The sequence below is a fragment of the Devosia sp. Soil_C_22 genome (assembly GCF_057657195.1).
Map to the genome: position 1 here is coordinate 2,784,288 of NZ_JBDGIY010000001.1, position 19,649 is coordinate 2,803,936.

At 65.9% G+C, this 19,649-nt stretch carries 21 protein-coding genes; 11 read left to right on the top strand and 10 right to left on the bottom strand.

Going from position 1 to position 19,649, the window contains the following annotated elements:
• Positions 1-5: 5 nt before the first annotated feature.
• Positions 6-1,223 carry a mannonate dehydratase gene (uxuA, locus tag AC3A6I_RS13585; RefSeq protein WP_487544253.1) on the bottom strand — a complete coding sequence of 406 codons (1,218 nt, stop codon included), beginning with the start codon at positions 1,221-1,223 and terminating at the stop codon, positions 6-8.
• Between the two features lie 67 nt (positions 1,224-1,290).
• On the opposite strand from uxuA, the gene AC3A6I_RS13590 reads away from it, so the two are divergent.
• On the top strand, positions 1,291-1,998 hold the full coding sequence (locus tag AC3A6I_RS13590; RefSeq protein ID WP_487544254.1) for a GntR family transcriptional regulator: 708 nt from the start codon (positions 1,291-1,293) through the stop codon (positions 1,996-1,998).
• A 138-nt stretch (positions 1,999-2,136) separates the two neighbouring features.
• On the opposite strand, the gene AC3A6I_RS13595 is transcribed toward AC3A6I_RS13590, so the two are convergent.
• The 4 genes from AC3A6I_RS13595 to AC3A6I_RS13610 are packed head-to-tail and all read right to left on the bottom strand — an operon-like array spanning position 2,137 to position 4,748.
• Complete coding sequence (locus tag AC3A6I_RS13595) at positions 2,137-3,264, bottom strand: iron-containing alcohol dehydrogenase (protein WP_487544255.1); 1,128 nt, start codon at positions 3,262-3,264, stop codon at positions 2,137-2,139.
• Between the two features lie 3 nt (positions 3,265-3,267).
• Positions 3,268-3,627 carry a DUF4326 domain-containing protein gene (locus AC3A6I_RS13600; protein ID WP_487544256.1) on the bottom strand — a complete coding sequence of 120 codons (360 nt, stop codon included), beginning with the start codon at positions 3,625-3,627 and terminating at the stop codon, positions 3,268-3,270.
• Positions 3,627-4,244: a trimeric intracellular cation channel family protein gene (locus AC3A6I_RS13605; protein ID WP_487544257.1), complete on the bottom strand. Its 618-nt coding sequence runs from the start codon at positions 4,242-4,244 to the stop codon at positions 3,627-3,629. Before AC3A6I_RS13605 ends, AC3A6I_RS13600 begins: the two co-directional genes overlap by 1 nt.
• Before the next feature lie 54 nt (positions 4,245-4,298).
• Complete coding sequence (locus tag AC3A6I_RS13610) at positions 4,299-4,748, bottom strand: hypothetical protein (RefSeq protein WP_487544258.1); 450 nt, start codon at positions 4,746-4,748, stop codon at positions 4,299-4,301.
• A gap of 81 nt (positions 4,749-4,829) precedes the next feature.
• Here AC3A6I_RS13610 and AC3A6I_RS13615 point away from each other — a divergent pair, with 81 nt between their 5' ends.
• The 3 genes from AC3A6I_RS13615 to AC3A6I_RS13625 all read left to right on the top strand — a co-directional run bounded on the left by AC3A6I_RS13615 (position 4,830) and on the right by AC3A6I_RS13625 (position 7,035).
• Positions 4,830-5,453 (top strand): hypothetical protein, encoded by a 624-nt coding sequence (locus AC3A6I_RS13615; protein ID WP_487544259.1) that lies wholly within the window; start codon positions 4,830-4,832, stop codon positions 5,451-5,453.
• A 74-nt stretch (positions 5,454-5,527) separates the two neighbouring features.
• Positions 5,528-6,439, top strand: coding sequence for an acetamidase/formamidase family protein (locus AC3A6I_RS13620; protein ID WP_487544260.1), 912 nt, complete (start codon positions 5,528-5,530; stop codon positions 6,437-6,439).
• A 233-nt stretch (positions 6,440-6,672) separates the two neighbouring features.
• Positions 6,673-7,035, top strand: coding sequence for a hypothetical protein (locus AC3A6I_RS13625; protein ID WP_487544261.1), 363 nt, complete (start codon positions 6,673-6,675; stop codon positions 7,033-7,035).
• 2 nt (positions 7,036-7,037) lie between these two features.
• Here the strand turns inward: AC3A6I_RS13625 and denD are convergent, their stop codons facing one another.
• From denD to AC3A6I_RS13650, 5 genes are all read right to left on the bottom strand, one after another.
• Complete coding sequence (gene denD / locus AC3A6I_RS13630; RefSeq protein WP_487544262.1) at positions 7,038-8,024, bottom strand: D-erythronate dehydrogenase; 987 nt, start codon at positions 8,022-8,024, stop codon at positions 7,038-7,040.
• Between the two features lie 71 nt (positions 8,025-8,095).
• Positions 8,096-8,851 carry an SDR family NAD(P)-dependent oxidoreductase gene (locus AC3A6I_RS13635; protein ID WP_487544263.1) on the bottom strand — a complete coding sequence of 252 codons (756 nt, stop codon included), beginning with the start codon at positions 8,849-8,851 and terminating at the stop codon, positions 8,096-8,098.
• Positions 8,852-8,936: 85 nt separating this feature from the next.
• Positions 8,937-9,761: a sugar phosphate isomerase/epimerase family protein gene (locus AC3A6I_RS13640; protein WP_487544264.1), complete on the bottom strand. Its 825-nt coding sequence runs from the start codon at positions 9,759-9,761 to the stop codon at positions 8,937-8,939.
• 151 nt (positions 9,762-9,912) lie between these two features.
• Complete coding sequence (locus tag AC3A6I_RS13645; protein WP_487544265.1) at positions 9,913-11,082, bottom strand: dihydrodipicolinate synthase family protein; 1,170 nt, start codon at positions 11,080-11,082, stop codon at positions 9,913-9,915.
• Between the two features lie 153 nt (positions 11,083-11,235).
• Positions 11,236-12,390 (bottom strand): Gfo/Idh/MocA family protein, encoded by a 1,155-nt coding sequence (locus tag AC3A6I_RS13650; RefSeq protein ID WP_487544266.1) that lies wholly within the window; start codon positions 12,388-12,390, stop codon positions 11,236-11,238.
• A 199-nt stretch (positions 12,391-12,589) separates the two neighbouring features.
• Between AC3A6I_RS13650 and AC3A6I_RS13655 the strand changes: the two genes are divergently transcribed.
• The 7 genes from AC3A6I_RS13655 to AC3A6I_RS13685 all read left to right on the top strand — a co-directional run bounded on the left by AC3A6I_RS13655 (position 12,590) and on the right by AC3A6I_RS13685 (position 19,539).
• Positions 12,590-13,270, top strand: coding sequence for a TetR/AcrR family transcriptional regulator (locus AC3A6I_RS13655; protein WP_487544267.1), 681 nt, complete (start codon positions 12,590-12,592; stop codon positions 13,268-13,270).
• A 276-nt stretch (positions 13,271-13,546) separates the two neighbouring features.
• Complete coding sequence (locus AC3A6I_RS13660) at positions 13,547-14,833, top strand: ABC transporter substrate-binding protein (protein WP_487544268.1); 1,287 nt, start codon at positions 13,547-13,549, stop codon at positions 14,831-14,833.
• A gap of 3 nt (positions 14,834-14,836) precedes the next feature.
• On the top strand, positions 14,837-15,784 hold the full coding sequence (locus tag AC3A6I_RS13665) for a carbohydrate ABC transporter permease (RefSeq protein ID WP_487544269.1): 948 nt from the start codon (positions 14,837-14,839) through the stop codon (positions 15,782-15,784).
• 279 nt (positions 15,785-16,063) lie between these two features.
• A complete protein-coding gene (locus AC3A6I_RS13670) occupies positions 16,064-16,837 on the top strand; it encodes a carbohydrate ABC transporter permease (RefSeq protein ID WP_487545027.1) in 774 nt (257 codons plus the stop codon).
• Between the two features lie 154 nt (positions 16,838-16,991).
• Positions 16,992-17,444 (top strand): endonuclease domain-containing protein, encoded by a 453-nt coding sequence (locus AC3A6I_RS13675; protein WP_487544270.1) that lies wholly within the window; start codon positions 16,992-16,994, stop codon positions 17,442-17,444.
• Positions 17,444-18,463 carry a Gfo/Idh/MocA family protein gene (locus AC3A6I_RS13680; RefSeq protein WP_487544271.1) on the top strand — a complete coding sequence of 340 codons (1,020 nt, stop codon included), beginning with the start codon at positions 17,444-17,446 and terminating at the stop codon, positions 18,461-18,463. The genes AC3A6I_RS13675 and AC3A6I_RS13680 overlap by 1 nt, the downstream gene beginning before the upstream one ends.
• Complete coding sequence (locus AC3A6I_RS13685) at positions 18,460-19,539, top strand: Gfo/Idh/MocA family protein (protein ID WP_487544272.1); 1,080 nt, start codon at positions 18,460-18,462, stop codon at positions 19,537-19,539. The genes AC3A6I_RS13680 and AC3A6I_RS13685 overlap by 4 nt, the downstream gene beginning before the upstream one ends.
• Positions 19,540-19,649: the final 110 nt, after the last annotated feature.

The following is a 19,649-nucleotide window of genomic DNA, read 5'->3' on the forward strand; positions in this document are numbered from 1 at the left end:
AGCGATTAGGCCCCGATGCCGAACTCGCTGTGGCTGAGCGCCGCCATCACGCCGCGCAGCTCGGCGAGGCCCTTGAGCCGGCCGATGGTTGGATAGCCCGGCTGGGCCCGGCGGCCAATGTCGTCGAGGATGTCCTGGCCGTGGTCGGGACGCATCGGAATCTGTGCGTCCTCGCGGCCTTCCCTGGCGCGGCGGGTTTCCTCGCGCAGGATCGCAGCGATGAGCGGCACCATGTCCGTGCTGCCCGCGAGGTGCTCGTCCTCGTAGAACGAGCCGGCGATGGCGTCGCTCTCGCGGCGGACGTTGCGCAGGTGGATGAAGTGCACCTTGGCGGCGAACTCGTCCATGATGGCGGGCAGGTCGTTGTCCGGCCGGGCGCCGAGCGAGCCGGAGCACAGCGTCATGCCGTTGGTGCGGCTGTCGACGGCGCCCAGCACCTGCCGGTAGTCGGCGGCGGTCGACATAATGCGCGGCAGGCCGAGCAGCGCGAACGGCGGATCGTCCGGATGGCAGCAGAGGCGCACGCCGACTTCCTCGGCGACCGGCACGATCTCCGAGAGGAAATCCACGAAGTGCTGGCGCAACTGGTCGGTGGAGATGTGACCGTACTCGGCGAGATGGGCGCGCACATCGTCGAGGGTCATCGACTCGGTCGAGCCGGGAAGGCCGAAGGTGATGTTGCGGGCGAGCTGCTTCTGGGTCGCCTCGTCCATTGCGGCGAAGCGCCGGCCAGCTTCGGCGACAACGTCAGGCGAGAAATCCTCCGCGGCGCCGGGGCGCTTCAGGATGTGGATATCGAAGGCCGCGAAATCGTTGATGTCGAAGCGCATGCAGGTGCCGCCATGGGCGACCTGGTAGCGCAAGTCGGTGCGGGTCCAGTCGATGACCGGCATGAAATTGTAGCACACCACCTTGAGGCCGGCCGCCGCGACGTGGCGCAGGCTCTGCTTGTAGTTGGCGATATGCTCGCGCCAGCTGCCCTTCTGCTTCTTGATGTCTTCCGACACCGGCAGGCTCTCGATCACCTCCCACTCGATGCCGGAGGGCTTGCCGTCGAAGCGCACGCGAATCTGCTCCTGGCGTTTGGTGATTTCCTCGGGCGACCAGACCACTCCGTTGGGGACATGGTGCAGGGCGGTGACGACACCCTCGGCGCCGGCCTGTACGACATCGTCGATCTTTGCAAGGTCGGCTGGTCCGAACCAACGCCATGTTTGCCGCATCTTGTGTCCTCCCAGCACTTACAAGTGTGCTAGGCGGTGCTAGTATGGCAGCTGAGGGGTGTCAACGATGACGATTGAACTGGAGCTGCCGGCTCTACCGCCGACGCGGGTGCGCCATTCGAGCATGGCCGTCCGTGTCTATGATGCGGTGCGCGCCGCCATCGTGCAGCTGCAGCTGCGGCCGGGCCATCTGCTGTCGGAAGCCGAACTGGCCCGGCAGCTCGGCGTGTCGCGGCAACCGGTGCGCGAGGCCTTCATCAAGCTCGCCGATGCGGGGCTGGTGGAAGTGCGGCCGCAGCGTGGCACCTTCGTCAAGCTGATCTCGATCCGCGAGGTGGACAACGCCCGCTTCATCCGCGAGGCGATCGAGCTGGCCGTGGTGCGCAAGGCCGCGACCGAGTCGGATCGGGTCGGCATCGGCGAATTGCGTCGCAACCTCGCGGCCCAGGAGATCGCGCTGTCGGGCCAGCTCAGCGAGTTCATGCGGCTCGACGACGAGTTCCACTCCACCATTGCCGGCATGGCCGACTGCGAACACGCCTGGCGGCTGATCGTCAGCCTCAAGGCGCAGCTCGACCGCGTGCGCTTCCTCGGCTTCCCCGATGCAACGCCGCGGCCGTTCGTGGTGGCCCAGCACACCAGGATCGTCGACGCGCTCGAAGCGCATGACGGCGACGAGGCGGCGGCGACGATGTTCAAGCACCTGAACGAGATCGTGCCCTCGATGCCGCATCTAGCGGCGATCCATCCGGATCTGTTCGAGCCGTCGCGTTAGTGCCCTACCCACGATGTCACCCCGGCGAAGGCCGGGGTCCATCCTGAGATATCTCGGCCAACCGCGTTTGGCGCTTCGACCTCGGGATGGATTCCGGCCTGCGCCGGAATGCCCCGGTGGCTGTGAGAGTGCTACGCCTCAATCCATCGCCGCTTCGAGCAGCTCGCGGTATTCGCTCGCCGTCGCGTCGCGCGGGTTGGTGGCGTGGCTGTGGTCGGCCAGGGCGCGTTCGATCACCCAGTCGAAGTGGTCCTCGCGCACGCCGAGCTTGCGCAGGCCTTCGGGGATGCCCAAGCGGCGGTTGAGGGCGTCGAGCTCGCGGGCAACGTCGGCGGCGGGCGGCAGGCCCATGGCGGCCTTGAGGCGGGAGAGTTTGTCGGCGATCTCGGAGGCGTTGAAACGCAGCACCGGCGGCATCAGGATGGCATTGAGCGTGCCGTGATGCAGCGATACGTCCTTGAGCCCGCCCAAGGCATGGCTGAGCGCGTGCACCGCGCCGAGCCCCTTCTGGAAGGCGAGGCCGCCCATCAGCGCCCCCATCATCATCTCGCTGCGGGCGGTGCGGTTGCCACCTTCCTTGAACGCGGTCTCGAGGTTGCGCCAGATGCGCCCTGCCCCGTCGAGCGCGATCGCCTCGGCCGGCGGATTGATGCGCGGCGAGCACAGCGTCTCGATGCAGTGGCTGAGCCCATCGAGGCCGGTCGCGGCGGTGAGGCCCGGCGGCAGGCCGTAGGTCAGCTCGGGATCGCAGATGGCGCGCCTGGGGATCAGGTGGGGCGAGATGAAGCCGAGCTTGCGGCCATCCTCGAGGGTGAGGAGCGCCGCACGGCCGACCTCGGCGCCGGTGCCCGCGGTGGTCGGCACCGCGATCAGCGGCGCAACGCTGCCGGTGATGCGATCGAGCCCGCCATAGATGACCGCATACTGCTCGAGCGCGCCGGCATGGGTGGCGAGCAGCGCCACGCCCTTGGCGAGATCGATGGGCGAGCCGCCGCCGATAGCGATGATGCCGTCGCAGAAATTGGCGCGGTACTGCTCGAGGGCGGCGAGCACCGCTCCCTCGGTCGGATTGGACGGCGTATCGAGGAACACCGGCGTGCCGGCCGGCAGCAATGCGGTCGCGACCGACAGGATGCCCGAGGCGGCGATACCCTTGTCGGCGACCAGCAGGGGCTTGGTAATGCCGAGCTCGGCCAGCGACTGCGGCAGGGTGGAGACGACGCCGGCGCCGAACTCGATGGTGGTGAGGTAGGTGATGCGGGCCATGGGCTATCCGTTTGCGAGGGCGATGAGGGTGTCGGCGTGGCAGGGAGTGCCGGGTTTGCACCAACAGGCGAGATTGTGGCCAGCGAGCTCGGCGCGAATGGTTTCGCGCGCAGGCGGCGGGCCGGGCGAGAGTTTTGGGTCAAGCGTGCCGGTGAGCCACTGGCCGCAGAGCTCGACGGCCTTGGCCTGCGCGGCATCGCGATCGAGGCCGTAGCGCTTGCCGGTTTCCTCGATGGTGAAGGGATTACCCCACGGGCCGGGTCGCGTGATGCGCTTGGCCGGCAGGCCGTTGAGGGCGTGGGAGGCGTCTTGCAGGTTGTAGCCGGCGCGGCGGCTGAGTTGCATGCGTTGCGGGCGGACCATCAGCGCAGCTCCTTGTCGTAGACGAATTTCGGCATCTCGAGCTTGAATACGATGGCCAGCACACGCAGCGTGAAGCCGACGACGATGGTGCCGATCACCACCATGTCGTGCGGCAGCCCCATGGTATGGCCGAAATAATAGAGCGTGCCGGCGACGATCGCGACCGTGGCATAGAGCTCGGACGAGAACACCAGCGGCACGTCGTTGCACAGCACGTCGCGCAGGACGCCGCCGACAATGCCGGTGACCAGGCCCGAGACGATGACGATGATGGGCTGCTGGCCCATCTCCAGCGCCACGTTGCAGCCAATGATGGTGAAGGCCGCGAGCCCGACCGCATCGAGCAGCAGGAAGGGCCAGCGCAGGGCCGCCATATAGCGGGCGAGCGCAATAGTGACGAAGGCGGCGACGCAGCAGATGACCAGCAGATAGGGGTTCTCGACCCAGACCAGCGGATAGTGCCCGAGGATGAAATCGCGGATCGTGCCGCCGCCCAGCGCAGTGACACAGGCGAGGACGCAGACGCCGAACCAGTCCATCTTGCGCCGGCCGGCGGCGAGCGCGGCCGTCATCGCCTCGGCGGTGATGGCGACGTAGAACACGATCTGGAGCAGCATGGCGTCCCCCGGGAATCCTCCTGCCCGACTAGAGCAGGTTTGCCCGTATGCTCGCTAGTTCGACGTTGATTGGATGGTGATCACCTTGACGTCGAAGGTAGCGCAGGTCTCGTCCTTGCAGATGCCGTTCACCCAGACCTGGCCATTGCCGAACATGAGGCCCTGGTCGTTGACGAACAGGTCCGCCCATTTCTGCCCGGAGATGGCGGTCGCGATCTCGTCGGTGACGATGGTGTCGAAATGCTCGGCGAACTGCTCGGCGCTGCCGATCACCATCTCCTCGCCGTCGGCGACCACGGTAATCGGGTAGCTGACCCAGGCGGCGAAGACGGCGCCATCCTTGGCGGCGACTGCGGCCTGGATGGCGTCGAAGGCTTCGCGATAGGCGGCATGATCGCCGAGCACCATATCGATCCGCGCATCGACATCCGCATCGGTCTGCGCCAGTGCGGGCGCTGCAATCAGGGTCAGGGCCGCAATGATGGCCATCAATAGCTTCGACATGAGCGTCTCCTCAAAGAACCGGGTGGTCCGCCAACATATTGATGGGGCACACTAACACGGCTTTGGACAATGGAGCATGTCATGCGAAAGCCGCAGAGCATGAAGGCGCTGGAGGAACTGGGCCGGGTGCGGCTCAGCCCGAATTTCTTCATGCGCGATTTCCTTCATTCCGAGATCGCGAGCTTTTACGGCATCCCCAACATCCCCGACGATCCGGACCTCGCCATCGCGGCCGGCCGGCGGCTGTGCGAGGACTGCCTCGAGCCGCTGTGGGAGCGGTTCGGGCGCATCTCTATCCGCTCGGCCTTCCGCTCGGTCGAGGTCAACCGCTTCGGCAACGAGCACGACCTCAATTGCGGGCGCAACGAGACCAACTTCGCCGGCCATATCTGGGACCGCCGCGACGCGATGGGCGGCATGGGGGCGACCGCCTGCGTGGTGGTGCACGCCTTCCTGCCCTACTATCAGGCCACCGGCCACTGGGAGGCGCTCGGCTGGTGGATCCACGACCACCTGCCCTATGACGACCTCGAATTCTTCCCCAAGCTCGCGGCGGTGAACATCAACTGGCGCGAGCACCGGCGCGGCCGCATCTACTCGTTCATTCCGCCCCGGCGTGGGCTGCTGACCAAACCAGGCATGGCCAATTTCGAGGGCCGGCACGATGGCGAATATGCCGAGTGGCTGGCGAGCCTCAACGTCTAAAGCCGCCTTCGCCCTTAGCCGCAAGTGACAAGTTTTGACGCAGCGGCTACGGCTTGGGAAACAGAGGGACCACCATGACCACGCACCGTTTCGTCGCCACCGAATGGCACAATGTCCTCGGCACCCTGCCCCCCGCGTTCCGCGTGGCTTCGGGCGACACTGTGATCACCGAGACGCTCGATGCCGGCGGTGCCGACAAGGACGGCGTGAAGCGCCGGCCGGGACCGAACCCGATGAACGGGCCGATCTTCGTCGAAGGCGCCGAGCCGGGCGACGCGCTGAAGGTCGAGATCATCCGCATGACGCCCAACCGCGCCACCGGCTGGACCCGCTCGTCGCTGGCGGGCAACGTGATCGACCCCGAGGCGGTGCGCGGACTGCCCCCCAGCGATCAGGTCACCTGGGCCATCGATCGACAGGCGGGCACGGCGCAGCTGCAACCGCCGGTCGAGGGGCTCGAGGATTTCGTGCTCCCGCTCGAGCCGATGATCGGCTGCTTCGGCGTGGCACCGCGCCTCGGCCAGGCCTTTTCCACCGCCACCAGCGCCGAGAACGGCGGCAACATGGATTATCGCGGCTTCGGCCCGGGCGCGACGGTATCCTTTCCGGTTGCGGTGGAAGGCGCGCTGTTCTTCGTGGGCGATTGCCACGCCGTGCAGGGGGATGGCGAGATCGTCGGCACCGGTATCGAGACGAGCTATGAGGTCGAGCTGAAACTGACCGTCGAAAAGAACCGCAAGCTGGTGTGGCCGCGCGGCGAAAATGCCGAGGAGATCTTCTCGGTCGGCAATGCCCGCCCGCTCGACCAGGCGCTGCAGCACGCCACCACCGACATGTTCAACTGGCTGCAGAGCGACTACGGGCTATCCAAGACTGCCGCCAGCCACCTGATGGGCCAGGTCGTGCGCTACGAGGTCGGCAATGTCTACGATCCCGCCTACACCATGGTGTGCAAGATCGCCAAGAAATGGCTGCCGCAGCGCTGAGTTACAGCGGACATTTCAGGCGCGCGCCGTTGCTGTGCGCGCCATGACACTGCAAGAACTTCCTGCGAGCCGGGATAGTATCCGTACCACATCTACGTGATAACCACTCGTACGACTCCCGATTGCCGAGCGGCCTCGACTGCAATTATATGCAGGTTGGGGTAACGAACTAGACTAGTGGCCTACGGGGAGCCTGTCCTGCTTAAGACTCGTCCTGCACCGGGAGCTGTCCGATGACAGCGCCGGGTGCGTCCGCACTTACATGGAGCGAGTTCACCGCCACCGCGGCAACAGCGCAGCCGGTAGCGCCCGGTACGCCGCCGCGGCAGCTCGAACTGCCGCCCGGCGAGCAGAGCTTCGCCTTCACGGTCGACCGGGACGTGACCAAGCTGGTGACGCTGTCTTATGCCGGCAGCCGGGTGAGCGTACGTGTGCGCTTCGCCGACGACGCGGTGGTGGAAGACCGCAGCGCAAGGATTGATGGCGCCGCGGAGCCGCGTCTCACCGTCGATGACCATGGCATCGCGCTGAGCTGGCGGGCGCCGCTGATCCCCGGCCTCAACTGGCCGCAGACCCGCCGCTCCCGCCGCTTCTAGCCTCAGCCGCCGATCTTGCCGCCGAGTTCGTCCTCGATGTGGATCCGGATGATCTCGTCGAAGCTCTTCTCGGCCCTGAAGCCCAGCCCCTCGGCGCGCTTGGCGGCGAAATTGCGCGGCCAGCCATCGACCATGCCGACGATCTTCGGATCGGTCTCGGTGCGGATCAGCTTGACCGCCTGCTCGCCGGCAACGCGGCGCAGCGCCTCGATCTCTTCGCCCACCGTGGCCGAGAGGCCCGGCACAGACAGGGTGCGGCGCCAGCCCAGGAGGCTCGTGTCGAGCTCGGCGGCATGGATCAGGAAGCCCACCGCGGCGCGCGGGCTGGCGAACCAGTGGCGCACATCGGTCGACACCGGCAGCACCGCCTCCTGCCCGACCAGCGGCTCGCGCAGGATGTTGGAGAAAAAGCCCGACGCGGCGGCGTTCGGCTTGCCCGGCCGGATGACGATGGTGGGCAGGCGGATGCCGACGCCATCGAGGAAACCCTTGCGCGAGTAGTCGTTGAGCAGCAGCTCGCCGATGGCCTTCTGCGTGCCATAGCTGGTGAGCGGAGTGTTGAAGAACTCGTCGCCGATGGCCTCCGGGAACGGCGCGCCGAACACGGCGATCGACGAGGTGAACACCACGCGCGGCTTGTAGGGCTGCTTCAGCCCTTCCTGGCGGACGGCTTCGAGCAGGTAGCGCGTGCCATCGAGGTTGATGCGATAGCCCTTGTCGAAATCGGCCTCGGCCTCGCCCGAAACGATGGCGGCGAGATGGAAGATCAGGTCGGGCCGGCCGGCGATCAGCTTGGCCGCCTCACCGGGAGCGGAAAGATCGGATGCGACGGTGGTGACGGCGCCGGGAAACTCGACCTTGGCCGGTTCGATCACATCGGCCAGCGTGAATTTCTCGATCGTCTTGCCGCCAACCTGTCCGGCCTTGATCAGGCCCGCCGTGAGCTTGCGGCCGACCATGCCGGCCGCCCCGATGATCAGGATATGCAATGTCGTCTCCTCGCGTTTCGGCGCGGAGATTAGCCATCGGCACGCCCCATGCAAGGGGCGCTTTGGTTCAATTACTGTGCCGTGTAGCCGCCATCGACGAGGTGATAGCTGCCGGTGATGAAGCTGGCCTGCTCGGAGAGGAGGAAGGCGGTGATGCCGGCGACCTCCTCGGAGGTGCCGAGGCGGCCGATGGGGTGGAGGCCGGCAATGTAGGTGAGCGCGTCGAACGGCAGGTTCTTGCTCAATAGCGGGGTGTCGATGAAGCCGGGACCGATGGAGTTCACCCGGATGCCCTGCTTGGCGTACTCGATGGCGGCGGATTTGGTCAGGCCGAGAACACCGTGCTTGGCCGCGACATAGGCCGGCGAATTGGCGAAGGCGACGCTGCCCAGGATAGACGCGATGTTGACGATGGAACCGCCACCGGATGCGAGAATGGCCGGGATTTCGTAGCGCAGGCCGTAGAAGACGCCGTTGAGGTTGACGTCGATGACCTTGTGCCAGGCATCGATCGGATACTCGCCGGTGGGCGCGGCGACGCCGCCGATGCCGGCATTGTTCACCGCCAGGTGCAGCCCGCCATAGCTGCTGGTGGCGAAGGCGACCATGGCTTCGACCTGATCGGCCTCGGACACATCGACGGCGAAGGCGGACGCGGTGCCGCCGGCCGCAACTAGTGCCTCGGCGGTGGCCTTGGCCGCATCGGCATTCTGATCGGCAACCACGACCTTGGCGCCACCGGCCGCGAGCGTCCTGGCGATGGCCTCGCCGATGCCGGAAGCGCCGCCCGTGACGATCGCGACCCTACCCGTGAAATCGAAGCCCATCGTGTCTCTCCATGGCTGTGATGGAGCTATTTCGCCGCTCGCGGGCAGCCGCGCCTTGACCTCGATCAAGCCGGCGCGTCGGCGCTCAGCAAACGGTCTCGAAGCGCTCGACGCAGGTGCGGATGGTTTCGTCGCCGGGGCGCTTCCACCAGTTGTCGCGCGAGAAGATCTCGACTTCCTGCGGGCCGTGATAGCCGGCCGCCTCGATCATGGTGCGGATGGCTTTGAGGTCGATGACGCCGTCGCCCATCATGCCGCGATCGAGCAGCATGTCGGTGGTGGGGACCAGCCAATCGCAGATGTGGTGGGCGAGGATGCGGTTTTCGCGGCCGGCGCGGGCGATGGCGGCGGCAAGGTTGGGGTCCCACCAGACGTGGTAGACATCGATGGCGATGCCGACGCCATCGCCGAGTTGGGCGGCGATATCGAGGGCCTGGTCGATGGTGTTCACGCAGGCCCGGTCGGCGGCATACATCGGGTGCAGTGGCTCGATGGCGAGTGGGACGTTGGCGGCGCGGGCGTGCGGCAGGATGGCGGCGATGCCATCGGCGACCATCTGGCGGGCCGCGGGCAGGTCCTTCGACGCGCCCGGCAGGCCGCCGACGACGAGGACAAGGCAATCGGCGCCCAGAGTGGCGGCTTCGTCGATAGCGCGAAAATTGTCGTCGATATTGGCCTGGCAGCCGGCCGGCGTATCGGCGGGGAACATGCCGCCGCGGCAGAGGCCGGTGACGCGCAGCTTGTTGGCGCGGACGATACTGGCGGCTTCGGCAAGGCCGGCGACCGCAACCTGGTCGCGCCAGGGCGAGATGGCGGTGATGCCGTAGCGGAGGCAGGTATCGACCATCTGCGCAAAGCTGTCGCCGTTGCGCAGGGTGGCGAGGTTGATGGAGAGTTGGGAACTAGGCATCGTGACCAAGCCCCTCACCCGTCTCGGCCTTCGGCCGATCCACCCTCTCCCCGACGGGGAGAGGAACAGGGGTGATCACCGATGCTTCGGTATTCTTCTCCCCGTCGGGGAGAAGGTGGCGCGTAGCGCCGGATGAGGGGTGTTGAGGCACTCACACCACCACCCCATGCACAGCCAGCACCCGCCTCATCCGCTCCACAGCCAACCCCGGGTCGGCCAGCACCCGCGCCTTGTCCGCGAGCCGGAACAGTTCACTCAAATGCTGCAGCGAGCGGGTCGATTGCTGGCCGCCGATCATGGCGAAATGGTCCTGCAGCCCGTTGAGATAGGCGAGGAACACCACGCCCGTCTTGTAGAAGCGGGTGGGCGCCGCAAAGATGTGGCGGCTGAGCGGCACGGTGGGCTCGAGCAGCTCGAAGAACTCCTTGTCGCTGCCACGGCCCAGCGCCGCGAGCGCTGCGGACGCTGCCGGGGCGATGGCGTCGAAAATGCCGAGCAGCGCGTCGGAATGGCCCTGTTCGTCTCCGGCGATCAGCTCGGCATAGTTGAAATCGTCGCCGGTATACATGCGCACCGAAGCCGGCAGGCGGCGGCGCATGGCGATCTCCTTTTCCTTGCTCAGGAGCGAAATCTTGATGCCGTCGACCTTGTCGGCAAGGGCGGCGATGACGTCGAGGCAGACATCCATGGCTGCGTCGTGGTCCGACCGGCCCCAGTAGCCTTCCAGCGCCGGATCGAACATTTCGCCGAGCCAGTGAAGGATCACCGGCTGCTTCACCTGGCTGACGATGCGGGCGTAGACGCGGGCGTAATCGTCGGGCGATTCTGCCGCGACCACGAGGGCACGCGACGCCATCAGGATGACGCGGCCGCCCTGCCCCTCGACGAAGCCGACCTGCTCCTCATAGGCGCGGATGACGTCGTCGATGCTGACATTCGGGCCGGGCAGCAGGTGATCGGTGCCGGCGCCATAGGCGATGAGGCCGTCGCTGCGGGTGCGCGCTTCGGCCTGCGAGCGGCGGATCAGTTCCTGTGCCTCGGTCCAGGTGAGGCCCATGCCGCGCTGCGCGGTGTCCATGGCTTCGGCGACGCCGAGGCCGAGATCCCACAGGCGGTGGCGGAACTTGAGCGTGGTGTCCCAGTCGATCGCGGGGGTGAGCCAGGGGTCGTTCGACGCCAGCGGGTCGGCGACGACGTGGGCGGCAGCGTAGGCGATGCGCGGGAAATCGGTAGCGGCATGGCGCTCGAACGGGATCGGCGTGCCGGTGAGGCGGTAGGTCTCGAGCGTGCGGGAGGGGGTGGGGAGACGGAGTTCAGGCATGAATGGACACTCCAGACTCGATCTGGCCTCCCTCCCCCTTGCGGGGAGGGATCGAGGGTGGGGGTGGTGCGGTGACCGCCGATGGACCCCCACCCCCGGCCCCTCCCCGCAAGGGGGAGGGGAGCGCTAGCCTTGTGCCCTGCGCCATCACCCTCAAATCCCCAGCGCCGGAACATCGAGCCACCGGCGTTCCTTCCAGCTCTGCAATCCGAGCGTCGCAAGCTGCACGCCCTTGGCGCCGGCTTCGAGGCCGTAGGGCCAGGGGGCGTCCTCGGCAACGTGCTTCAGGAACATTTCCCACTGCGCCTTGAAGCCGTTCTGCGGCGGGTAGTTGTCGGGCACTTCCTCCCAGTTGGCGAAGAAGTCGATGGTCTGCGGCTCGTCGGGGTTCCACACCGGACGGGGGGTGTTCACGCGGTGCTGAGTGAAGCATTTGTGGAGGCCCGCGACGGCCGAGCCGTGCGTGCCATCCACTTGAAATGTCACGAGATCGTCGCGGCGGACGCGCACGTCCCAGCTCGAGTTGATGTGGGCCACGGCGCCGCCTTCGAGCTGGAAGGTGGCGTAGGCGGCATCGTCCGCGTCAGCGGTGTAGGTCTGTCCGCGCTCGTCGACGCGGCTCGGAATATGCGTGGCGCCAAGGCAGCTTACCGCCTGCACCTCGCCGAACAGGTTGTCGAGCACATAGCGCCAGTGGCACAGCATATCGAGGATGATGCCGCCGCCCTCGGCCGCCTTGTAGTTCCAGCTCGGGCGCTGGGCCGGCTGGCCCCAATCGCCCTCGAACACCCAGTAGCCGAACTCACCGCGCACCGACAGGATGCGGCCGAAAAAGCCGGCATCCTTGAGCATCCTGATCTTCATGAGGCCGGGGAGGAACAGCTTGTCCTGCACCACGCCATGCTTGATGCCGGCCGATTTCGCCTTCTTGGCCAAGGCGATAGCGGAGTGCAGATCGTCCGAGACCGGCTTTTCGCAATAGACGTGCTTGCCTGCATCGATGGCGCGGCCGAGGAGGCCAGCACGCATCTGCGTGGTGCCGGCGTCGAAGAAGACTTCGTCGTCGGGATTGGACAGCGCGGCCTCGAGGTCGGTGGACCAGCGGGCGATGCCGTGCTTTTCGGCAAGCCGTTGAATCTTGTCGCGATCGCGGCCGACGATGATCGGGTCGACCTGCAGCCGGTCGCCGTTCGACAGGGTGACGCCACCCTGCTGGCGGATGGCGAGAATGGAGCGCACCAGATGCTGGTTGTACCCCATCCGGCCGGTCACGCCATGCATGATCAGCCCCAGCCTGCGCTCGGCCATACTCCCCTCCCTCGACCCTGTTCTTTGTAACTACTTGGTTACTTGGATACACGTCGCTAGTATGACACGTCAAGGTCGGGGCGGATTTCGCTTGCCGGGAGCGGGGATAACTTCCCGCGGGCTGGCAGAAGTTCGCGGACCAACCGTGGACTACGTGCAGATAATGTACCGCAACGGGGCGGTGGGAGGATCGATTTCGATGGCTGGTGTGGCGGCGGTGAAGGTGAAGCGGACAGCGGCGGAAGTCGCGGTTTCGGTGCGCCCGCGCGATGCCGAAAAGACCAAGGCCTCGATCCTCAGGGCGGCGCGCGACGAGTTCTGCGAGCAGGGCTTCAACGGCGCGCGGGTGGATGCGATCGCGGCCCGCGCCAAGGCGAACAAGCGGCTGCTCTATCATTATTTCGGCAACAAGGAAGCGCTGTACGAGGCGGTGCTGCTGGACGCCTATCAGGAGATCCGGCGCGGCGAACGCGAGCTTCGCATCAGCCAGTATGATCCGATCGAGGCAGTCGACCGGATCATCCGGTTCACATTCCGGCACTTCCTCGCCAACCCCTGGTTCCCCCGCCTGCTCTCGGTGGAAAACCTGCAGAACGCCCGGTTTGTCAGGAAGATCAGGAATGTCGAGGAGATCCGCTCGCCCATCGTCGGCGAGCTGCAGGAGATCGTGAAGCGCGGCCACGCCGAGGGCCTGTTCCGTACCGATGTCGACCCGATGCAGCTCTACATCTCGATCATCGCACTGTGCTACTTCTACGTCTCCAACATGGCGACGCTGAGCGTGGTGTTCGGCAAGGACCTGAGCCAGTTCGCGCTGATCCAGGACCGCGAGGCGCAGGCGGTGCAGATGGTGGTCGACTACCTGCGGACGCGGCGGTAGGCCCGGTCGCAGGCACTGTCGAGTCGACGCCCCAGTCGCCTCCGCCGCCATACTGGCGCCCCGCCGCTGCCCTATGGATGAACGCTCTCCATACCGGGCTAATCCCGGCATAAACTGGCCTGAAGTCCATGAACTTCTGCCAGACTTGGGCAGCTTGACAGCCTGCCCGTCACGGCCCATGGTTGTAACCAGTTAGTTATTTAGCGCCGACAAGAGCGCGACTGAGGAGAATCCGGGCGGTGGAGGCCGCCCGTCGATGTCAACGGGAGGATAACCATGACATTTAGGCTCGACCGCCGTCAGTTCCTTATGGGCTCGACGGCTCTGCTGGGCGCCAGCGCCCTGCCGGCTACCGCCTGGGCCCAGGCGGCGCAGATGCGCCTGACCTTCTGGGGCGGCCAGGCCCGCGCCGACCGCACCTACCAGGTGACCGACCTCTACAAGGCGGCCAAGGGCACCGACATCGAGGGCGAGTTCCTCGCCTGGAACGACTACTGGCCCAAGCTCGCCACCCAGACTGCCGGCGGCAATGCCCCCGACATCATCCAGATGGACTACCGCTACATCGTCGAATACGCCAAGCGTAACGCCATCGCGCCGCTCGACGAGTTCGTCGGCGGCGTGCTCAAGCTCGACAGCTTCGATCAGGATCAGCTCGATGGCGGCAAGGTCGACGGTGCGCTGTACGGCATCTCGCTGGGCGCCAACTCGGTGGCGACGCTGATCAACACCGCGGCCTTCGAGGAAGTGGGCATCGCGGCGCCGACCAACGCCTGGACCTACGACGACCTGATGACCATCGGCGAGGCGTTCAACTCCAAGAATATCCGCGGCGGCATGCGGGCGATCTCGGACAGCTCCTACAACGAGCCCTCGCTCGACAACTGGCTGCGCCAGCGCGGCAAGGCGCTCTATACCGCCGAAGGCAAGATCGGCTTCGACGAGCAGGACGCGGTCGAGTGGTACCAGCTGTGGGCCAAGCTGCGCGAGGCCGGCGTGTGCGTGACGCCCGACGACCAGGCGCTCGACACCGGCCCGCTCGAGTCCACCATGCTGGTGACCGGCAAGTCGGCGCTGATGCCGTCCAACTCCAACCAGCTCGTCGGCTTCCAGGCCCTGGTGCAGGACCGGCTCGACATGATCGGCTACGCCCGCATCGGCGCCGGCGTCGGCGGCGGTCACTACCGCAAGCCCTCGATGTTCTTCTCGGTGGCCGGCTCGTCGGCCAACAAGGAAGCCGCAGCCGATTTCCTCAACTTCTTCATCTCCGACCCGGAAGCCGTCAAGGCGCTCGGCGTCGAGCGCGGCATTCCCTGCCTGCCGGCGGTCCGCGACATCGTCGCCCCGACCCTCGACGAGCAGAACCAGATCGCGCTCAACTTCGTGGCCAACCTCGGCGACCTGCTCGGGCCGCTCCCGCCGCCGCCGCCGGCCGCTGCCGGTGAAGTGGACTCCTCGCTGATCCGCACGCTGGGCCAGGAAGTCGGCTTCGGCGCCAAGACGCCGGAACAGGCCGGCGCCGAGCTCGTCACGGGCGCCACCGAAATCCTCGCCCGGGCGTAACAGATGACCGCGCGCTCCATCGCATCCGGCGACCCGGTGACGGAGCGCGCGGCCTCTCCCGGCCTTTGGCAGCGCCTGTGGCGCGACCATTCGGCCGGCTATCTCTTCCTGGTGCCGTGGTTCATCGGCTTTTTCGGCCTGACCATCGGGCCGATCATTTCCTCGCTCTACCTGAGCTTCACCGATTTCGACCTGTTGACCACGCCGGAATGGCTGGGGCTCAACAACTACATCCGCATCTTCACGGCCGACCCGAAATTCCTGGCCTCGATGCGGGTGACGATCTTCTTCGTCATCTTCTCGGTGCCGCTGAAGCTGGCCTTCGCGCTCGGTGTGGCGCTGCTGCTCAACCGCGGCATGCGCGGGCTGCCGCTCTATCGCGCGCTGTTCTACCTGCCCAGCCTGCTCGGTGCATCGGTTGCGATCGCCATCCTGTGGCGCACGATTTTCGCCCGCGAGGGCCTGGTCAACGATTTCCTCGCCATCTTCGGCATCGTCGGGCCGAGCTGGATCTCGAGCCCGCAATACTCGCTGTGGACGATCATCATCCTCGCCGTGTGGCAGTTCGGCTCACCCATGATCATCTTCCTCGCCGGGCTCAGGCAGATTCCGCAGGACATGTACGAGGCGGCGAGCCTCGACGGTGCATCCAAGTGGCGCCAGTTCTGGAAGATCACCCTGCCGCTGCTGACGCCGGTGGTGTTCTTCAACGCCATCATCCAGACCATCGAGGCATTCAAGAGTTTTACGCCGGCCTTCATCATCTCGGGCGGCACCGGCAATCCGATCAACTCGACGCTGTTCTACACGCTCTATCTCTACCAGGAGGCCTTCGGCTTCTTCCGCATGGGCTATGCCTCGGCGCTGGCCTGGATCCTGCTGGCCATGGTGGCGGTGTTCACGGCGTTCTCGTTCCTGACGAGCAAGTATTGGGTGCATTATGAGGATTGAGATGCGCCCTTCGCGGCTTTCGGGCGTGTTGCCCCACCCCCTCCCATCCTCCCCCATCAAGCGGGAGGTGCTGGGCTGGTGGATCTGGCTCGATCGTGCCCCATACTCCGGACGGCACCTCCCCGTTGATGGGGGAGGATGGGAGGGGGTGGAACCATGAGCACCATGTCCGCAGGCACCAAGCTCACCGTGGTCGAGGCGCGCGACGCCGGCTGGAAGACGCGGGCGCGTATCAAGTCGGTCGTGGCGCACACGCTGCTGATCGGCGCGTCGGTCCTGATGCTCTATCCGCTGCTGTGGATGCTCGCGGCATCGGTGCGGCCGGAGAACGAGATCTTCACCTCGGCCAGTATCTGGCCGAGCGAATGGAGCCTCGATGCCTATGTGCGCGGCTGGAACGGCCTGCGCGTCGGCTTCGGCACCTTCTTCCTCAATTCCTTCGTCATCGCCATCCTGGCAGTGGCTGGCAACCTGATCACCTGCTCGCTCTCGGCCTACGCCTTTGCGCGGCTGAAGTTCGGCGGGCGGAACTTCTGGTTCGCCATGATGCTGATGACGCTCATGCTGCCCTACCAGGTGACGCTGATCCCGCAATATGTGCTGTTCCGGAACCTCGGCTGGGTGGACACCATCCTGCCGCTGGTGGCGCCGAAATTCCTCGCCGTCGACGCCTTCTTCATCTTCCTGATGGTGCAGTTCTTCCGCGGCATTCCGCGCGAGCTCGACGAAGCGGCGCAGATGGACGGCTGCTCGCCCTGGCGCATCTACTGGAAGATCATGCTGCCGCTCAGCCTGCCGGTGCTGACCACCGCGGCGATCTTCACCTTCATCTGGACCTGGGACGATTTCTTCGGGCCGCTGATCTATCTCAACGAGATGAACAAATACACGGTGATGCTCGGGCTGCGCACCTTCGTGGATTCGACCGGCGAGAGCGACTATGGCGGGCTGTTCGCCATGAGCGTGCTGAGCCTGGTGCCGATATTCCTGTTCTTCCTGTTCTTCCAGCGGCTGCTGATCGAGGGGATTGCTACGACGGGGATGAAGCGGTGAAGGCCGCATCTTTGAGCTCGCGCCTGTGGCCCCACCCCCTCCCGGCCTCCCCCATCAAGGGGGAGGTGTGGGGCTGGTGCATTTGGCTCGATCGTGCCCCAGACTCGGAACGGCACCTCCCCCTTGATGGGGGAGGTTGGGAGGGGGTGGAGCGGTGAGCACAGATGTCGAAAAGCGGCTTCGCGCTCAATCCACCACGCCTGAGCGCCGGTTGTGGCGATTGCTCTACCCGTTCCGGGCCGGTGGCTACCACTTCCGCAAGCAGGAGCAGATCGGTCCGTTCTATGTCGATTTCGTATGCCACCACGCGAGTTTGATCATCGAGGTCGACGGCGAGACCCACTACGCCGAGGGCGCCCAGGAACGCGATACGCGACGCGACGCCTTTCTGCGGGATGAGGGCTACACGGTTCTGCGCTTCACCAACGACGAAGTGGGACGAAATCCGGAAGGTGTGTTCCGAGTGATCTCCGAACAGCTGCGCGATCGTCCGAAGCGTCGGCGCTTAGGGCTCCCCCCTCCCGGCCTCCCCCACAAGGGGGGAGGTGAAACGACGGCTGCGCCGTTTCGCCACTCCGCACCCTCCGACCACAAAGACCCTAGCTAATGCCCATCAAGTTCGCCGCCATCGGCCTCAATCACAATCACATCTACGGGCAGGTGAACCTGCTGTTGCGCGAGGGCGCCGAGTTCGTGGCGTTTCATGCGCCCGAGGATGAACTCGCCATCCCGTTTGCGGAGAAATTTCCGCAGGCCAGGCGCGTGGCCGACAAGCGGGCGATCCTCGAGGATCCGGCGATCCAGCTGGTGCTGGTGGCCTCGATCCTGAACGAGCGCGCCGGGGTTGCCATCGAGGTGATGCAGCACGGCAAGGACGTGATGTCGGACAAGCCGGGCATGACCACGCTCGACCAGCTGGGCGAGATCAAGCGGGTGCAGTCGGCGACCGGGCGGATCTATTCGGTGTGCTATTCCGAGCATTTCGAGACGCGGTCGACGGTGAAGGCGGGCGAGCTCGTGGCGGCCGGGGCCATCGGCAAGGTGGTGCATACGCTGGGGCTGGGGCCGCACCAGATCCGCAACAACCAGCGGCCGGACTGGTTCTACGACCGCCAGCGCTATGGCGGCATTCTCACCGATATCGGCTCGCACCAGTGCGAGCAGTTCCTGTTCTTTTCGGGCACCGACACCGATGCCGAGGTGATATCGGCGACGGTGAACAACCGCGGCAATCCGGACCGGCCGGGGCTGCAGGACGTGGGTGATATGCACCTGCGTTCGCCCGATACGACGGGCTATGTGCGCGTCGACTGGTTCACCCCGGACGGGCTCGGCACCTGGGGCGACGGACGGCTGACGCTGCTCGGCACGGAGGGTTATATCGAGGTGCGCAAGTATATCGACATCGCCGGGGCGCCCGGCACGGACCACCTGTTCCTCGTCGACAAGCGCGGCACGCAGCGCATCGACTGCTCGGGCGTCGCCCTGCCCTATGGCCGGCAGCTGATCGACGACATCCTGAACCGCTCCGAGACGGCCATGCCGCAGGCGCGCGCCTTCAAGGCGATGGAACTGGCGCTCACAGCGCAGAAAATGGCTGAAGTCGGGACGGTTTGGCAGCAATGAGCAGAGTTTACACAGTCGCTGTTGTCGGCGGCGGCATCGGGCGCAGCCATATCATCGAGGGCTATGAGCCCAACAAGGACCAGTTCCGCGTGATCGCGGTGTGCGATCTCGACCAGACGCGGCGCGACGGGCTGGCGGACGAGTTCGGCATCGAGCGGCGGGTCGAGAATTTCGACGACCTGCTGGCAATGGACGATCTCGACATCATCGATGTCTGCACCCCGCCCATGGTGCACTACCCCATGGTGATGGCGGCGCTGAAGGCCGGCAAGCACGTGATCTGCGAAAAACCTCTGGTCGGCTCGCTGGCGCAGGTGGACGAGGTCATCGCGCAGGAAAAGGTGAGCAAGGGCCGGCTGATGCCGGTGTTCCAGTACCGCTTCGGCAACGGCATCCAGCAGGCCAAGGCGATCATCGATGCCGGGCTGGCGGGAAAGCCCTATGTCGGCACGGTGGAGACGCTGTGGCGGCGCGAGGCAAAATATTACGAGGTGCCCTGGCGCGGCAAGTGGAAGACCGAGCTCGGCGGCGTGCTGATGGGCCATGCCATCCACCCGCACGATATCTTCTGCTACCTGATGGGCGCGCCCAAAAGCCTGTTCGGCCGGGTGGCGACGCGGGTGAACCCGATCGAGGTGGAAGACTGCGTGTCGGCCTCGCTGGAGATGGAGAGCGGCGCGCTGGCGAGCTTTACCGCCTCGCTCGGCTCGGCCGACGAGATCACCCGCATACGCCTGGCCTTCGAGAATGTGACCATCGAAAGCGACCACGAGCCCTATGATCCGGGCAAGGCCTTGTGGAAGATCCTGCCGCGCAACGACGCGACCAAGGCGGCAATCGAGACGCTGCTCGCCGGCTGGCAGGACGTGCCATCCCGGTTCAATACGCAGATGCGCCGCTTCTGGGACGCGCTCGAAACCGGCGGACCGCTGCCGGTAACCAGCGCCGACTCACGCCGGGCTCTCGAGATCGTGACGGCGTTCTATCATTCGAGCGAGACCCACACCGAGGTCTCGTTCCCGATCGGGCCGGACCACCCGAAATATCTCAGCTGGCTGCCGGAGGGGGTGGCGTGATGGGGAGCAGGCCCAGCCACCATCGTCATTCCCGCGCAGGCGGGAACCCAGTTGCACCGCTGGTGCGTGGGGCGCTGGTTCCCCGCCTTCGCGGGGATGACGCCGGTGAA

Bases quoted from the DNA above. Each gene is read 5' to 3' on its own strand.
- uxuA (WP_487544253.1), bottom strand. From the start codon at position 1,223: ATGCGGCAAACATGGCGTTGGTTCGGACCAGCCGACCTTGCAAAGATC.
- AC3A6I_RS13590 (WP_487544254.1), top strand. From the start codon at position 1,291: ATGACGATTGAACTGGAGCTGCCGGCTCTACCGCCGACGCGGGTGCGC.
- AC3A6I_RS13595 (WP_487544255.1), bottom strand. From the start codon at position 3,264: ATGGCCCGCATCACCTACCTCACCACCATCGAGTTCGGCGCCGGCGTC.
- AC3A6I_RS13600 (WP_487544256.1), bottom strand. From the start codon at position 3,627: ATGGTCCGCCCGCAACGCATGCAACTCAGCCGCCGCGCCGGCTACAAC.
- AC3A6I_RS13605 (WP_487544257.1), bottom strand. From the start codon at position 4,244: ATGCTGCTCCAGATCGTGTTCTACGTCGCCATCACCGCCGAGGCGATG.
- AC3A6I_RS13610 (WP_487544258.1), bottom strand. From the start codon at position 4,748: ATGTCGAAGCTATTGATGGCCATCATTGCGGCCCTGACCCTGATTGCA.
- AC3A6I_RS13615 (WP_487544259.1), top strand. From the start codon at position 4,830: ATGCGAAAGCCGCAGAGCATGAAGGCGCTGGAGGAACTGGGCCGGGTG.
- AC3A6I_RS13620 (WP_487544260.1), top strand. From the start codon at position 5,528: ATGACCACGCACCGTTTCGTCGCCACCGAATGGCACAATGTCCTCGGC.
- AC3A6I_RS13625 (WP_487544261.1), top strand. From the start codon at position 6,673: ATGACAGCGCCGGGTGCGTCCGCACTTACATGGAGCGAGTTCACCGCC.
- AC3A6I_RS13635 (WP_487544263.1), bottom strand. From the start codon at position 8,851: ATGGGCTTCGATTTCACGGGTAGGGTCGCGATCGTCACGGGCGGCGCT.
- AC3A6I_RS13640 (WP_487544264.1), bottom strand. From the start codon at position 9,761: ATGCCTAGTTCCCAACTCTCCATCAACCTCGCCACCCTGCGCAACGGC.
- AC3A6I_RS13645 (WP_487544265.1), bottom strand. From the start codon at position 11,082: ATGCCTGAACTCCGTCTCCCCACCCCCTCCCGCACGCTCGAGACCTAC.
- AC3A6I_RS13650 (WP_487544266.1), bottom strand. From the start codon at position 12,390: ATGGCCGAGCGCAGGCTGGGGCTGATCATGCATGGCGTGACCGGCCGG.
- AC3A6I_RS13655 (WP_487544267.1), top strand. From the start codon at position 12,590: ATGGCTGGTGTGGCGGCGGTGAAGGTGAAGCGGACAGCGGCGGAAGTC.
- AC3A6I_RS13660 (WP_487544268.1), top strand. From the start codon at position 13,547: ATGACATTTAGGCTCGACCGCCGTCAGTTCCTTATGGGCTCGACGGCT.
- AC3A6I_RS13665 (WP_487544269.1), top strand. From the start codon at position 14,837: ATGACCGCGCGCTCCATCGCATCCGGCGACCCGGTGACGGAGCGCGCG.
- AC3A6I_RS13670 (WP_487545027.1), top strand. From the start codon at position 16,064: ATGCTCTATCCGCTGCTGTGGATGCTCGCGGCATCGGTGCGGCCGGAG.
- AC3A6I_RS13680 (WP_487544271.1), top strand. From the start codon at position 17,444: ATGCCCATCAAGTTCGCCGCCATCGGCCTCAATCACAATCACATCTAC.
- AC3A6I_RS13685 (WP_487544272.1), top strand. From the start codon at position 18,460: ATGAGCAGAGTTTACACAGTCGCTGTTGTCGGCGGCGGCATCGGGCGC.